Here is a 14317-nt window from a genome sequence, read left to right on the forward strand (position 1 = left end):
GGGCCTGAATCCGTCGCTCACGAATTACCAACAGGCACAAACCGGCACTCACCCTCCAAGAGCAGGTTTCTCCGTTGATATCCACCGCTATTCGCGTCGCCCGGGTGGGCAGCGCGGCCGAGCTGGCCGCGGCGGCCCTCATGGTGCTGGGCTTCCCCTGCCTCATGCTGGCCGCGCTCGTCCCGAGCGTCCCCGCCTTCGCGGCAGCGGCCGCCGTGACGTACCTGGCGGACCACTATCTGCACCGCAGGGGCAGCTACCTGGTCAACCGCCTCAGCAAGGTGCGGGCGGGCCTGTCGATCCGCTTCCTGATCCGGCAGCTGCTGCTGATCCTGCTGCTGGCCCGGTTGTCCCTGGCGGACAACCTGATCTACTACGGGGCGATCGCCTGCTTCATCGCGTTCTACGGCCTCCAGGCCCCGCACGGCGCGCTGACCACGCTGATCCGCAACCGCCGGCGCATGCCGGTGGCCACCCGCAACGTGGACCTGGCGTCCCGCGTCCGCATTCCCGACGCGCCGCCGCGCGCGCTGATGAACCGCGCCGCGGAGAAGATGCTCCACCTCGACCTGGCGGCGGTCGTCGGCATACTCCTCGCCGCGGCCCTCGACTCGGCCGCCGTCGGGTTCGCCGGCATCGGCATCACGGTCGCCCTGGGCCTCGGGTACGTGCTGGTCCTGGTGCCCTACGTACGCGGCCGGCGGATACCGCCGAAGGCCGACCAGGTCCTGGCGGCGGTCGACGACTGGCTGCGCGAGTACCGGCCGCAGACCGTGCTGTACTTCTCCGGCTCCAAGGACTCCGCGTACCAGGTCAACATGTGGCTGGAGACCATGGAGCAGCTGGACACGCGGCCGCTGGTCGTCCTGCGCGAGCGGGTCATACTGAACAACCTGGCCCCCACCACGGCCCCGGTCGTCTGCGTGCCCGGAGGGGTGCACCTGATGAACCTGGACCTGTCCACGGTGCGGGTCGCGCTGTACGCGGCGAACGTCGGCAAGAACATCCACCTGCTGCGCGTACCCACCATGAAGCACGTCTTCATCGGCCACGGCGACAGCGACAAGCTCGCCAGCGTCAACCCGTTCAGCAAGGTCTACGACGAGGTGTGGACGGCCGGCCGCGCGGGCCGCGACCGCTACGCCATCGCCGACGTCGGCGTCCGTGACGACGACATCGTCGAGGTCGGCCGCCCGCAGCTGGCCCCCATCGGGACCCGGCAGGCCACGGGCTCCGCGGAGGGACACCGCCCGACGGTTCTGTACGCCCCCACCTGGGAGGGCTGGGACGACAACCCGGGCAACACCTCGCTGCTGCTGGCCGGCGAGAACATCGTGAAGCGGCTGATCACGGCCGACCCCGCGGTCCGTGTCCTCTACAAGCCGCACCCCTTCACCGGCACCCGCAGCGCGCAGGCCAAGGCCGCCCACGAGCGGATCACCGCGCTGATCGAGGAGGCCGCCGCCGAGCGCGCCGCCGACCCCCGTTTCACCGTCGACACGGCGGCACAGGACCGGGCGCGGGGCGAACTGGCCCGTATCGAGGCCCGGCTGGCCGAATTGACCGGCTCCGCCCACAAGGGCGACGAGGCCGAGGCCAGCCGCGACGGCGTCATCGACGTGGCCCTGCACGAGGAGACCGCCCGGCTGCGCGCCGAGTGGAACACCGCCTACTGGAGCTCCTTCCCCGACTGGGAGCACCGTGTCATCACGGGCGCCGAGCCGCGCCTGTACGACTGCTTCAACGTGTCCGACGCGATGGTCTCCGACATCTCCAGCGTCGTCTCCGACTTCATCGCCAGCGGCAAGCCGTACGCGGTCACCGACTCGGCCGGGCTGGGCGTGGAGGAGTTCAAGCGGCAGAACACGGCGGTGCGCGCCGCGGTGATCCTGTCCAACGACGCGGCCGGGCTGGCCGAACTGCTCGAGGCGGTCCGCAGCCCGGAGGCCGACCCCCTGGCCGGGGAGCGGGGCGAACTCAAGCGCTACCTGCTGGGACCGGACGAGCCGACGTCCATCGACCAGTTCAACGCGGCGGTCGCACAGCTCGCCCGGAAGGCCGAGACGCGCAACCTCGGCCAGGAGTCCCGTGTCACGGTCGGCGGCCCGGACGTGGAGCCGGCGGACGCGCTGCCCGCACAGCCGGCGTCCGTCACCGGCGAGCCGGACGGCACCGGGGTGAACTGACCGGATCCGGACACCCGGACCCCTCTCCGGACACCTGACAGGGCTCGGCCCCCGAGGAGCAACTCCTCGGGGGCCGAGCCCTGTCGTGTCCGCGACCACCGACAGGTTCTTCCAGCACCGGTGTGGCGTAGGCCACGTGTGGGGTGGGGCGAGGCAACCCACCATCCCGAACACACGTCTAACAGGCAGAGAATGAGGCGATACAAAGGGAAATATCCCGTAACGAGGGGGAAACGTGACCGTGGCGCAGCCTGATGTCACCGTGGTCATCGGGGCGTACGAGGCGATGCCGTACCTGGTCGAGTGCCTCGCCTCGGTGGAGGCGCAGACCACCGACCCAAAGCGCGTCGAGGCCGTCGCCGTCGACGACGGCTCGACGGACGGCACGGGGGAGTACCTGGAGGAGTTCGCGGACCGTGCGCCCATGCGGTCACACCGGAGGCCCCGACCGCGACGGCGGCGTGACGGGCCCCTCGGCGTCGGCCGCGGTGCCGGTTCCCGCGCCGGCACCGGAATCCCGGCGCTGACCGGGCAGACCGGGCTGACCCGGCACACCGGGCAGCAGGTCCTCCGTGAGCCGCCGAGGGCGCGGATGCCGCTGCGCCCCGGCCTGTTCCCCGTGCGCCCCGCGGTGCAGGGCCGCCGCGTACAGGCCGCGCAGCGCCGCGTTGCAGCGCTCCTGGGACGTCGGTTCGTCGGGGCCCATCAGCCGCAGTTTCAACTCCGCTCGGGCGTCCGCCAGTTCGTCCTTCTCCGGGTGCCGGACCGTCTCCAGCAGCGCCGGTACCCCGCCCGCGTCGGGGGTCAGCACGGTCGCCGCCGCCACCGTCGGGAACCCGGCGCGGAAGGCCTCCTCGGACAGCCCGCTGGTGTTCGCCACCGCGTACGGCTTGCCACTGGCGAGGAAGTCGCTGATGACGCTGGACACATCGCTGATCAGCAGGTCCGCGGCGTTGAAGCAGGAGTACAGGGCGGGCCGCACGCCCGTGACGATCTGGTGCTCGTCCACCGGCAGCGACGCCCAGTACGCCTCCTCCCAGGCCGCCGTGGCCCTTGCCACCGCCTCGGCCCGTCCGGGCGGCGGAGCGGACTGGGCCAGCATCCTCTCCACCTGGTCGGCGCCCTCCCGGACCCCGGCCGCCGTGAGCCGGTCCAGCTCCGCCGTGAGCCGCTCCAGCTCCGGAGCGGATCGCGCGGGTTGCGCGGACGCCGCGGGCCGTTCCCGGCTCGCCGCCCGGATCAGCTCCCGGATGCGCCGGTCCGCGGCGCCCGCCGCCGGCTGCACCGAGCCGGTCAGCGGGTGCGGCTTGTACAGCAGCCGCACGGCCGGATCCGCGAGCAGCGCCCGTACCAGGTTCTCCCCGGCCGCGACCACCGAGGTGTTGCCCGGGTGGCCGTCCCAGCCCTCCCAGGTCGGCGCGTACAGCACAGTGGTGCGGGCACCGGCGGCCGGCGGGCCCGACCGGGGGCGCACGGAGTCCAGCTGGGGACGGCCGATCTCCACCACGTCCTTGTCCTCCACCCCCACCGCCGCCCGCGCGTACCGCTCACGCGCCTGCGGACCGGCCACCCACACCTCGTCGTACGCCTTCGCGTACGGGTTGCAGGAGGACAGCTTGTCGCTCTCGCCGTGGTTGACGAAGGCGTGCTTGATCGTGGGGATGCGCAGCACCTGCGAGGTCTTGCCGGAGTTCGACGGATGGATGAGGACCCGCAGCGTGGAGTGCTCGAGCCGCATGAGGGTGGACACCTTCGGCAGGCACACGACGGGGAGGTCGGTCGCCGCGATCCTCGCCACCATGAACCGCTCGCGCAGGATGACGACAGGCCGCCCCTCGAGCCTGCTCATCGTCTCCAGCCACATGTTGGCCTGGTAGGCGGAGGACACCCCGCCGGAGAAGTACAGGCCCACCGTGGGCCGGTAGTCGGCCAGCCAGGCGTCGAACCAGTCGAGCACCTCCTGCTCGCCCGCCGGACGCCGGGAGGGCAGCAGCCGCACCAGCAGCGCGCCCAGCCCCGCCGCCGCGAGTGCCACCGACACCGCGGTCCCGGCCGCCGCGGGCAGGGGCTCCCCGGTCACCGCCGCCGTGGCCAGGCCGGCGGTCGTGGGCAGGCCGAGGAGCAGCAGCCGGTGGCCGGGACGGCGCAGCGGCGCGGCCGGGGCGGGGGACAGGCGCAGCGCCGAGGCGTCGATGTTCCGGGTCAGCACCGGCAGCGTACGGGTGCGGCGGACCAGTACGGACACCGCCTGGATCGCGCAGTGCAGCGCGTAGCAGGCGAGCAGACCGGCGACCGGCCACCCGAACTGCTGCTCCCGGCCGTGCTCCCCGAGCCGCAGCAGGCCCACCACCAGGAGCAGATCACGCAGTACATGACGGACGGTGACGTCCGCGTGCGACGTGGCCAGCAGCGACAGCATGCCGGGCTGCCACCGGTACAGCACGCCCTCGACCGCCAGGGACACGGCGGTCGCGGCGAGCAGCAGCGGGACGTCGGGGAGCAGGGCCCCGGCCGCCTGCGCCACGAAGGCACCGGCCAGGACGGCCGCCATCAGGACCTTGGCGACGAGCGGACGGCCGGACGGGCGGGGCGAGGCACGGCGCCGGCGGACGCTCGCCGTGAGCCGGCGACGGGACCGGGACAGCCGGCCGGACCGGGACGGCCGGCCGGATCGGCACAGGGACAGGGGCACGCGGTCACTCCAGGGGACGTCGCGGAGACGGACGTCCGGGTTAACGCGTACCGACGTCCGGACGACACGCGCGTGTCCGCAACGTGTGGAGTGACCGCTTGCTGTAGGGCCCCGGGAGAACCCGGGGACCCGAGGTCCCCCAGGTCCCCGAGGGGCCTGCCCTACCTGCGCCCGCCCTGGAGGGCGCGTCGCAGCGGGCGGCCCACCACCCGGCGGGCCCTGCGGTACACCGAGCCGGAGGCGGGGGCGACCACGGTGGTCTTCGCGGCGCCGGTCTTGGCCCCCGTCTTGGCCGCGGACTTGCTCTTCGCCTTGACGGCGGCCAGTTCCTTCTTCAGCCTGGCGTTGTCCGCGTCCAGTTCACTGACCCGGGTGTGCAGCCAGCCGAAGCGCGCGACGAGCGAGGCCGGGTCGGTCTCGGTCCACGGGCGGACACCGTCGGGGAAGTCCAGCGAGCGCAGCTTCTTCTCGTAGGCCGCGCCACCGTCGCCGTGCGTGAACGTGTTGTCCAGCCCGTTGCGGTCGAGGAACGACGTGAACCGCTCGAACCGCTCCTGGTGGTTGCCGGTGAGCGCGCCGAGGTCGGTCTCCTCGTACAGCCGCGCCGGATCGATGTCCTCGGGCAGCTTGTCGAGGGTGTGGTGCGGGATCTCGAAGTAGCGGCACAGCTCCAGCGTGCGCGAGTCCGAGCACAGCACGGTGGCGGGCGTACCGGCCAGCAGCGCCGCGATGTTGCCGTGGATGCGGGAACCGAAGGAGAAGTCGAAGTCCCGCAGGTCGTCGATCCAGGTCACCGGGTCGATGTAGACGCGGGCCTTGCCCTCCCGGTACATCGGGTGGTCGGGGTGCGTCGGCATCCCGGTGACCTTCCCGTTCGGGTCGGACAGGTCCCGCCAGTGCAGCTGCATCGCGTCGCTGAGGTTCTGGCCTATGAACCGCAGGTTCGGATAGCGGGCGTGGGTGCGGGTGATGACCCGGTCCAGACCCTGGTTGCGGACCGCGTTGTGCGAACCGTTGATCGCTATGCGGGAGTCGGCGGTCAGCTCCTGCGCCCGCTTCCGTACGCCGAGTTCCTTGCCGTACATGAACAGCGAGGGGCAGCCGATGACGTCGACGTCCTTGAAACCCAGGTCGTTCAGGTACTTCTCGGTGAACTCGCCGCGCACACCGATCGAGGCACTGCGGTCCAGGACGGCGGAGACGAACTCGCGCACCGCCGGTTCCATCGGCTTCAGCCGTGCCGGGTTGTAGTCGAGACCCGCCTGCGCGCCGATGCCGACGACGACCACCGGGATCTTCAACTGGCTGATCAGCCGCGTCAGCCGCCGCAGGCTCGGTTCGAAGGACGGCCTGAAGGCGTTGGCGAGCGGTACGACGAAGGCGTCGTACTCCTCGTTGATGCGTCCTGCGGGAGTCCCGTCGGCCCGGATGCCGTTGGAGACCACCGTGGTGTGCGGTGTCTCGAGGATCTTGTGCGTGGCGTCGCTGAAGATCAGATTGCCCGCGTTGCTGGCGATGACGTCGCGGTGGAGGGCTTCCTCGACCGGGAAGACGTCGTAGGGGCTCTTCCCCGATCTGAGGAGGATGTGCTGTATGCGAGAAGCGTTGGGTGACACGGAGTTCACAATATGTTTCCGGAAGCTTTTATTTCTATAGGCAACCAATGCAATCTTTTTCACATGTGCGGTCCGTGAGGGAGCGGTCACGACGGGGTGTCCGGAGGCTGGACCGACGGGCGTGCCCCGCCCCGCTTCGCGTAGATTGCCGGGCGAGGCGACCGAACGGCGTGAGGGGACGGGCGGCACAGTGGCAGGGGCAAGGCAGGCCGTGGGCGAGGCCCGCAGGATCGTCGTCAAGGTCGGGTCCTCGTCGCTGACGACCGCGGCGGGCGGACTGGACGCCGACCGGGTCGACGCGCTCGTCGACGTCCTCGCGAAAGTCCGCAGCGGGGGAGAACGCGAACTCGTCCTCGTCTCCTCCGGTGCCATCGCCGCCGGGCTCGCCCCGCTGGGTCTCACCCGGAGACCGCGCGACCTCGCCCGCCAGCAGGCCGCCGCCAGCGTCGGCCAGGGCCTGCTGATGGCCCGCTACACCGCCTCCTTCGCCCGCTACGGCATCCGCGCCGGCCAGGTGCTGCTCACCTCCGACGACATGAGCCGCCGCGCCCACCACCGCAACGCCTCCCGCACCCTCGACAAGCTGCTCGCGATGGGCGCCTTCCCGGTCGTCAACGAGAACGACACCGTCGCCACCGACGAGATCCGCTTCGGCGACAACGACCGCCTCGCCGCCCTCGTCGCCCACCTGGTCCAGGCCGACCTGCTGGTCCTGCTCTCCGACGTGGACGGCGTGTACGACGGCGACCCCGCCCGGCCCGGCACCGTGCGGATCGCGCAGGTGCGGGGCCCCGAGGACCTCGCCCACGTCGAGATCGGCAGCGCCGGGAAGGCGGGCGTCGGCACCGGCGGCATGGCCACCAAGGTCGAGGCCGCCCGGATCGCCGCCGCCGCGGGCGTCCCGGTCGTGCTGACCAGCACCGTCCACGCGGGTGACGCCCTCGCCGGCGCGGACACCGGCACCTACTTCCACCCCACCGGCCGGCGCTCCGCCGGCCGGCTGCTCTGGCTCCAGCACGCGTCCACCCCGCAGGGCTCGCTCACCCTCGACGACGGCGCGGTGCGCGCGGTCGTGGAGCGCCGCAAGTCGCTGCTGCCGGCCGGGATCGCGGGCGTCGAGGGCGAGTTCAGCGCGGGCGACCCGGTCGAGCTGCGGGACCGCGCGGGGCGGCCGGTGGCCCGCGGCCTGGTCAACTTCGACGCCAAGGAGATCCCCCGGCTGATCGGCCGCTCCACCCGCGACCTCGCCCGCGATCTCGGACCCGCGTACGAACGCGAGGTCGTACACAGGGACGATCTGGTGGTCCTGCACCCGTAAACGTGCCGGATCATCCGTCTCCCCGTGGTGGACGTTCCGTGAAACCGCCCCACGACGCCCGGCGGCCTGCTCAACTTTGTCCCGGGGACACATCCGCCCGGCCACCGGGGCCGGCCTGTGCGTGAAGGAGGCCGTCGTGAGACGAGTGCGCCCTGGGACGACGACGTCCCGCGGTGGTGTCGGCTCCCGCGCGGCCGGTGAGGAACGCGCCCTGACCAGCGTCGCGGCGGGCGACCGGTGCCCGGGCGGCGAGCCCCACGACCTCCCGCGCCTGTGGCACGTCACCCTCAGCGTCTCCGGCGGCCGGGCCCCGATCGTCGAGGTCCGCCGCGCCCTGGAACAGCTCGCCCACGACCACCCCTTCCTGCTGACCAGCCGCTACGCCGACGACCACGCGGAGATCCGCTACTGGGAGGAGGCCCGCGACCTGCACGACGCCGCCGCCGTGGCGCTGCGGCTGTGGGGCGAGCACCGGCAGACCGCGGGACTGCCGCCCTGGGAGATCGTCGGCCTGGAGGTCATCGACCGGGCCACCTACCACCAGCGCATCGCCGCGGGCTACGGCCCGGCGCCGGCGACGCCGGTGGGGGTGCACCCGTTCTGACACGAGGGGCCGGTCCGGCTCTCCGCGAGGCGACGGGCCCCCGCGCCGGCGGCGACGGGCCCCGTGTCTCGGGGTTCGGGACGACGGTGGTCCGGCCCTCCGGCCGCACTACCCTTCCCTCATGACCACGCTTTCGCCGTACGACTCGATGTCCCCGGTCAACCAGGCCGCCTACCGGGCCAAGGGGGCCGCCGCCACCCTCGCGCCGCTGCCGCGCGCGGCGAAGGACGACGCGCTGCTCGCCGTCGCGGACGCGCTGGAGGTCCGGGCGAGCGAGATCGTCGAGGCCAACGCCCAGGACGTCGCCAAGGCGCGCGAGGCCGGCATCGGCGAGGGCATGATCGACCGGCTCACCCTCACCCCGGAGCGGGTGCGCGCGATCGCCTCCGACGTGCGGGACGTGGCCGCGCTGCCCGACCCGGTCGGCGAGGTCGTCCGCGGCTCCACCCTGCCCAACGGCATCGACCTCCGGCAGGTCCGGGTGCCGCTCGGCGTCGTCGGGATCATCTACGAGGGACGCCCCAACGTCACGGTCGACGCCGCCGCCCTGTGCCTGAAGTCCGGCAACGCGGTCCTGCTGCGCGGCTCGTCCTCCGCGTACCGGTCGAACACCGCGCTGGTCAGGGTGGTGCGCGACGCCGTGGGCGGTGCCGGGCTGCCCGCCGACGCCGTACAGATGGTGCCCGGCGAGGGCAGGGACAGCGTGCGCGACCTGATGCGCGCCCGCGGCCTGGTCGACGTCCTCATCCCGCGCGGTGGCGCCTCCCTGATCAACACGGTCGTCCAGGAGTCGGTCGTCCCGGTCATCGAGACCGGCACCGGCAACTGCCACGTCTACGTCGACGCCCACGCCGACCTCGACACCGCCGTGGAGATCCTGATCAACTCCAAGGCCCAGCGGGTCGGCGTCTGCAACGCCGCCGAGACCCTCCTGGTCCACCAGGACATCGCTCCCGCGTTCCTGCCGCGCGCCCTGGACGCCCTGGCCGGGGCCGGGGTCACCGTGCACGCCGACGAACGGGTGATGGCGTACGCCAAGGACTCCGCGGCGACGGTCGTGGAGGCCACCACGGAGGACTGGGAGACCGAGTACCTCTCCCTCGACATCGCCGCGGCCGTCGTCGACTCGCTCGACCGGGCCGTGGAGCACATCCGGCTGTGGAGCTCCGGCCACACCGAGGCCATCGTCACCACCTCGCAGCCGGCGGCCCGCCGGTTCACCCAGTTGGTGGACTCCACCACCGTCGCCGTCAACGCCTCGACCCGGTTCACCGACGGCGGCCAGTTCGGCTTCGGCGCGGAGATCGGCATCTCCACCCAGAAGCTCCACGCCCGGGGGCCGATGGGGCTGCCGGAGCTGACCAGCACCAAGTACATCGTCACCGGCGACGGACACGTCCGCCGCTGACCCCGTCGGCCCACCGTCCCGGGCTCCGGGGCGGAGGGGCGAATGTCCGTACCGCCTGCCCGGAGCGACCCCTCGGGTCTACTCTGGAGAGGTGCCGGAGGACGTGGGGGGCACGCCGTTCCCTGACGGCGGGGAGCCCGACGACGACCACGACCGCGGAGTGTCGGACGAAGAGTTCGACTCCGTGGTGTTCGACGAGGCCTTCATCGGCGCGGCCATGGTCCACGAGCCGACCGCCGTCGAACGCCTCCTTGCCGCCGCCCGGGCCAGAGCAGAGGCCTCGGAGGCCGAGGCCCACCGCGCCCGCCCGAAGACCGAGCGGTACGACGACGGGCACGGGGGCCGAGGGCGGTACGACCGCCGCCGGAGCGACGACGTCGGCGACCCGTACGACGGGACCGGCACCCCCGGGGACGACCACGGCTTCACCGGGCGGCCCCACGGCAGACCGGTCCGCTGGCACCGCCCGGTCGCCTGGGTGCTCGCCCTCGTCATGGGCATCGGCATGGTCGCGCTCGCCTTCTCGGCCGTCTACCGGGGGTCCTCCGCCGACAACCGGCGGGACCCGGTGTCACCGCCCGCCTCGACCGGTCTGGAACAGGGCGCCGGAGGCGCGGCTCCGTCCGCCTCCGCCGACTACTCCCCGCCGGACGTCCCGGTGATCCCGAGCATCCCCTGACCGGTCACCGGCAGGTGTGACGGCAGGCCCGACGGCAGGTCCGCCCAGGGCACCGGCCGGGGCGGGACCCCGTCGCAACCCGGCGCACGCCAGGGCGTTTACGCGGGCCCACCGCGACCTACTCTGAAGATATGGCAGGACCTGCGGACCCGCCCGGAGGGCCACCCGAGGGGGCCCCCGGAGGCGGCGAGGACGAGTACCGGTCCGTCGTCTTCGACGAGACCTTCGTCCGTGCTGCCCGCCTCCAGGAGTTCTCCGCCCGGGAACGCATCACCGACCACACCCCCGCCGTACGCCGCCGGCCGCCCCGGCACCGGGTCCTGTCCCGGCAGGCGCTGGTCCTCGTGGTGCTGATCGCCGTGGCCTTCGGCACCGCCGTCTACATGGGCGTACGGCATCCCTACCGGACGCCCGCGGTCCGGGCGGCCGCCGAGCCGCTGCGCATGACCGTGATCCCGCTCGCCCCCGAGGGCAAGGTGCCCGGCACCACTGATTTCGAACACCTGTACGACAGCAGTCCGGCGGCGCAGTTCCGCATCGGCGCCGAGGGAGTGACGCTCCCGGCGTCCCGGAACACCGCGCACTTCTCGGACGGACAGGTCGTGACGGCGCTGCTCACCGCGAAGGACTACATCGTCCGGTCCGCGCTCGACCCCGAGGTGCTGACCGGAGGGGAGACCCGCGCCGTACGCATCCTGCTCGACGCCGACCAGCAGGGCCAGTTCGACCGGAGCTTCAGGCGGCCGGCCCCCGACGGACGGCACTCGCCCACCGGATGGCTCGTCCGCTTCGACCCCTCCCGCGCGGAGCTGGCCGACCGCAGGATCCGGGTCCAGGGCACCCTGCGGGCGTCCGAGGCCGACTCCGGCATCCTCGAGGTCACCGCGGACCACACCTCGGTGTACGCGCTGCGGCCGGCCGGCGCGGACCCGGGGGCCCGGGTGTCGCTCTTCACCGTCCGGCGCGAGCTGCACTTCCGCTTCGACCGCGAGGACCTGCGCCTGCACCAGGCACAGCTCGTCGCCTCCCACGTCCAGGCCGGCCCGCTCTCCTGCGCCGAGGACTCCGCGGGCCATCTGCGTCCCCTGCTGGCGGGCGGCACGGCCGAGGAGGGCGGCCCCGCCGGCACCGACCCGTACGCCACGGGCGGCACCCGGGCCCTGTGCGGCTCGCTGGCGGCGGGGGCCCAGCCCACGGTGTGACGCGCCCGGACGCGGACGCCCGTGGTGCCCGTGCCTCAGGAACCGTCGCGCGGCGGCCGGTCGTCCCCGGTGCCCGGGTCCGAGGAGGTACCCGGCTCCCGCGGGCCCCCCTCGGCCCCCCGGGAACCACCCGGGCCCTGGGCGGACCCGGGTCCCGAGGACGTGAAGCCGCCGAAGCCGCGACGGACCCGGCCGCCCAGGTCCCCGGCACCGCCCGCGATGTCGCTGACCAGCTTCATCAGCGGGTCCCTGGAGTTCTTCACATCACCGGCGTAACTGGTCGCGGAGTCGCGCCAGGAGTCCCGTACCGAGGCGTCCTTGTCCTCGTCGCGGCGCGGGTAGTGGCCGTCCATGACCCGCTGGTGGTCGCGGCTCTCCGCCCACTTCTTCAGCTCTGCGGCCCGGACGGTGGTGAACGGGTGGGAGCGGGGCAGCACGTTGAGGATCTTCAGCACGGAGTCGCGCAGGTCGCCCCCGGCGTCGTACTCCTCGGCCTGCTCCAGGAATGCGTCGACGTTCATCTCGTGCAGGTGGTTGCCACCGGCGATCTTCATCAGACCGCGCATCGAGGCCTGGAGGTCCTGGCCGACCAGCAGCCCCGCCCGGTCCGCGGACAGCTCCGACTTGCGGAACCACTCGCGCAGCGCCGTCACGATCGCCATGACCGCGACGCTGCCCAGCGGGATCCACGCCACCCGCACCGCGAGGGACGTCAGGAACAGCAGGATGGTCCGGTACACCGAGTGACCGGACAGCGCGTGCCCGACCTCGTGCCCGACGACGGCCCGCATCTCCTCCTCGTCGAGCAGCTCGACCAGACCCGTGGTGACCACGATGATCGGCTCGTCCAGGCCGATGCACATCGCGTTCGGCGTCGGGTCCTGGTTCACGTACATCGGCGGGACCTTCTCCAGGTCCAGGATGTAGCAGGCTTCCCGCAGCATGACGTTGAGGTGCGCGAACTGGCGTTCCGAGACGCGCACCGAGTCGGACAGGAAGAGCAGCCGCAGGCTGCGCTCGGGCAGCAGACCGCTCAGGGCCTTGAAGACCGTGTCGAAACCGGTCAGCTTGCGCAGCGCCACCAGGGCGGAGCGGTCGGCGGGGTGTTCGTACGCACGCGAGGAGATTCCGGGGAAACGCCTGCGCTGCCTGCTCGGCACCTTCTCGTGCCCGTTGTGCTGATGGCCGTCGGACATGTGTCCCCCATGTGCGTCTGTGTGACCTTCGCGGTCCGTTGCGACCTGCGCGGTTGCCAGTACGGTCCCTCGGCGGTCCTCTGTTCCTTCCTTCACCCGCCCCGGGCGAAGCCCAGCCTAGGCGGAGAAGGCGTGGACCGGCAGACCGGTGGAGCGCAGGAGCGGCACGGCCGGGAGACCGCGCGTGGAGCACGGTCACCGAGCCGCCCGGCTCCCCGGGAAGGACGACCAGGACCGCCGGATGGTTGCCTGAGCCGGCCGGTCCCGGCCGCCCGGGAAGACCGGGCGGACGGGGCCGGGGCCCGCAACGGCGGAGTCGGAGTGATCGGCGGGAAGGCGCCCGCATACGATGAGCCGACGTCCTTGTCCCGCCCACACGCGATAGGTACTGCCGAAGATGAGCTTCCCCAGCACCGCTGCCCAGTTGGTCACCCTCGCCGCCGAGGGCGGAGAGCACAGTGGCAACCACGAGAGTCTCAACCCCTACTTCGTGGGCGCCTGCGTCCTGGCCGCCCTGATGCTCCTGCTGTGGATCACGACCCGCTTCAACCGCGACCGGTAGATTCCCGGGGCCTGTTGGGGGTGTGGCCGGAGGTGTACCTGGCGGCCGGACCGTTCAGGAAGGGCCGGTAGGGTCTGCTCGCATGGGAGAGCAGGACATGCCTACCGGTCCGGCGAGGGGCGCGGCCGGGGAACCGGCCGGGGCCGCGGTCACGACCGGGGCCGGAGCCGAGGACACGGGCGGACGGCCGGCGGGCGCCCCCGGGCGCCGTCCGGCGCCGAGCCGCGCCGACGGACCGGGCGGCGTCCCGCCGCGGCCGGGCAAGCGCCGCCTCGGCGTCATGGGCGGCACCTTCGACCCGATCCACCACGGGCACCTGGTGGCGGCCAGCGAGGTCGCCGCGCGGTTCCACCTCGACGAGGTGGTCTTCGTCCCCACCGGGCAGCCGTGGCAGAAGAGCCACCGGGTGGTCTCCGCGGCCGAGGACCGCTACCTGATGACGGTCGTCGCGACCGTCGAGAACCCGCAGTTCTCGGTGAGCCGGATCGACATCGACCGCGGCGGGCCCACCTACACCGTGGACACCCTGCGCGACCTGCGCGCGCTCAACCCCGACACGGACCTGTTCTTCATCACCGGCGCCGACGCCCTCGCGCAGATCCTCACCTGGCGGGACAGCGAGGAACTGTTCTCCCTGGCGCACTTCGTGGGCGTCACCAGGCCCGGCCATCATCTGACCGACGCGGGTCTGCCCGAGGGGGGCGTCTCGCTCGTCGAGGTTCCCGCCCTGGCCATTTCCTCGACGGACTGCCGTGCGAGAGTCGCCAAGGGAGATCCCGTCTGGTACCTGGTGCCGGACGGGGTCGTGCGCTACATCGCCAAGCGCGAGCTGTACCGCGGCGAGTGAGCGGAGA

At 72.6% G+C, this 14317-nt stretch carries 11 protein-coding genes and 1 pseudogene; 9 read left to right on the top strand and 3 right to left on the bottom strand.

Annotated elements, in window-relative coordinates:
- Window positions 1-74: 74 nt before the first annotated feature.
- The gene (locus TU30_RS20440) at window positions 75-2186 is read left to right on the top strand and encodes a CDP-glycerol glycerophosphotransferase family protein (protein ID WP_234307923.1); all 2112 of its coding nucleotides are present in this window, start codon (window positions 75-77) and stop codon (window positions 2184-2186) included.
- A gap of 235 nt (window positions 2187-2421) precedes the next feature.
- A pseudogene (locus TU30_RS34340) lies at window positions 2422-2682 on the top strand (glycosyltransferase family 2 protein); the annotation flags it as partial.
- Here TU30_RS34340 and TU30_RS20445 read toward each other — a convergent pair.
- Together TU30_RS20445 and TU30_RS20450 are read right to left on the bottom strand one after the other, a co-directional pair.
- On the bottom strand, window positions 2617-4737 hold the full coding sequence (locus TU30_RS20445) for a hypothetical protein (protein WP_078878408.1): 2121 nt from the start codon (window positions 4735-4737) through the stop codon (window positions 2617-2619). The pseudogene TU30_RS34340 and the gene TU30_RS20445 overlap by 66 nt on opposite strands.
- A gap of 302 nt (window positions 4738-5039) precedes the next feature.
- Window positions 5040-6494, bottom strand: coding sequence for a polysaccharide pyruvyl transferase family protein (locus TU30_RS20450; RefSeq protein WP_234307924.1), 1455 nt, complete (start codon window positions 6492-6494; stop codon window positions 5040-5042).
- 190 nt (window positions 6495-6684) lie between these two features.
- Here TU30_RS20450 and proB point away from each other — a divergent pair, with 190 nt between their 5' ends.
- The 5 genes from proB (at window position 6685) to TU30_RS20475 (ending at window position 11705) form a co-directional block, all read left to right on the top strand.
- Window positions 6685-7812, top strand: coding sequence for a glutamate 5-kinase (gene proB, locus TU30_RS20455; protein ID WP_078878394.1), 1128 nt, complete (start codon window positions 6685-6687; stop codon window positions 7810-7812).
- Between the two features lie 136 nt (window positions 7813-7948).
- Complete coding sequence (locus tag TU30_RS20460; RefSeq protein ID WP_078878395.1) at window positions 7949-8416, top strand: hypothetical protein; 468 nt, start codon at window positions 7949-7951, stop codon at window positions 8414-8416.
- 121 nt (window positions 8417-8537) lie between these two features.
- Complete coding sequence (locus tag TU30_RS20465; protein ID WP_042172017.1) at window positions 8538-9824, top strand: glutamate-5-semialdehyde dehydrogenase; 1287 nt, start codon at window positions 8538-8540, stop codon at window positions 9822-9824.
- Window positions 9825-9915: 91 nt separating this feature from the next.
- Window positions 9916-10503: a hypothetical protein gene (locus TU30_RS20470; protein WP_042172019.1), complete on the top strand. Its 588-nt coding sequence runs from the start codon at window positions 9916-9918 to the stop codon at window positions 10501-10503.
- A 131-nt stretch (window positions 10504-10634) separates the two neighbouring features.
- Window positions 10635-11705 carry a hypothetical protein gene (locus tag TU30_RS20475; protein ID WP_042172021.1) on the top strand — a complete coding sequence of 357 codons (1071 nt, stop codon included), beginning with the start codon at window positions 10635-10637 and terminating at the stop codon, window positions 11703-11705.
- A gap of 35 nt (window positions 11706-11740) precedes the next feature.
- Here the strand turns inward: TU30_RS20475 and TU30_RS20480 are convergent, their stop codons facing one another.
- Window positions 11741-12901 carry a M48 family metallopeptidase gene (locus TU30_RS20480; RefSeq protein ID WP_042172024.1) on the bottom strand — a complete coding sequence of 387 codons (1161 nt, stop codon included), beginning with the start codon at window positions 12899-12901 and terminating at the stop codon, window positions 11741-11743.
- Between the two features lie 397 nt (window positions 12902-13298).
- On the opposite strand from TU30_RS20480, the gene TU30_RS36555 reads away from it, so the two are divergent.
- Together TU30_RS36555 and nadD are read left to right on the top strand one after the other, a co-directional pair.
- The gene (locus TU30_RS36555; RefSeq protein ID WP_042172025.1) at window positions 13299-13463 is read left to right on the top strand and encodes a hypothetical protein; all 165 of its coding nucleotides are present in this window, start codon (window positions 13299-13301) and stop codon (window positions 13461-13463) included.
- An 82-nt stretch (window positions 13464-13545) separates the two neighbouring features.
- The gene (nadD, locus tag TU30_RS20490; RefSeq protein WP_042172028.1) at window positions 13546-14310 is read left to right on the top strand and encodes a nicotinate-nucleotide adenylyltransferase; all 765 of its coding nucleotides are present in this window, start codon (window positions 13546-13548) and stop codon (window positions 14308-14310) included.
- The last annotated feature ends 7 nt before the right edge of the window (window positions 14311-14317 follow it).

The sequence above is a fragment of the Streptomyces sp. NBRC 110035 genome (assembly GCF_000829695.1).
In the GTDB taxonomy this organism is placed as follows: Bacteria; Actinomycetota; Actinomycetes; order Streptomycetales; family Streptomycetaceae; genus Streptomyces.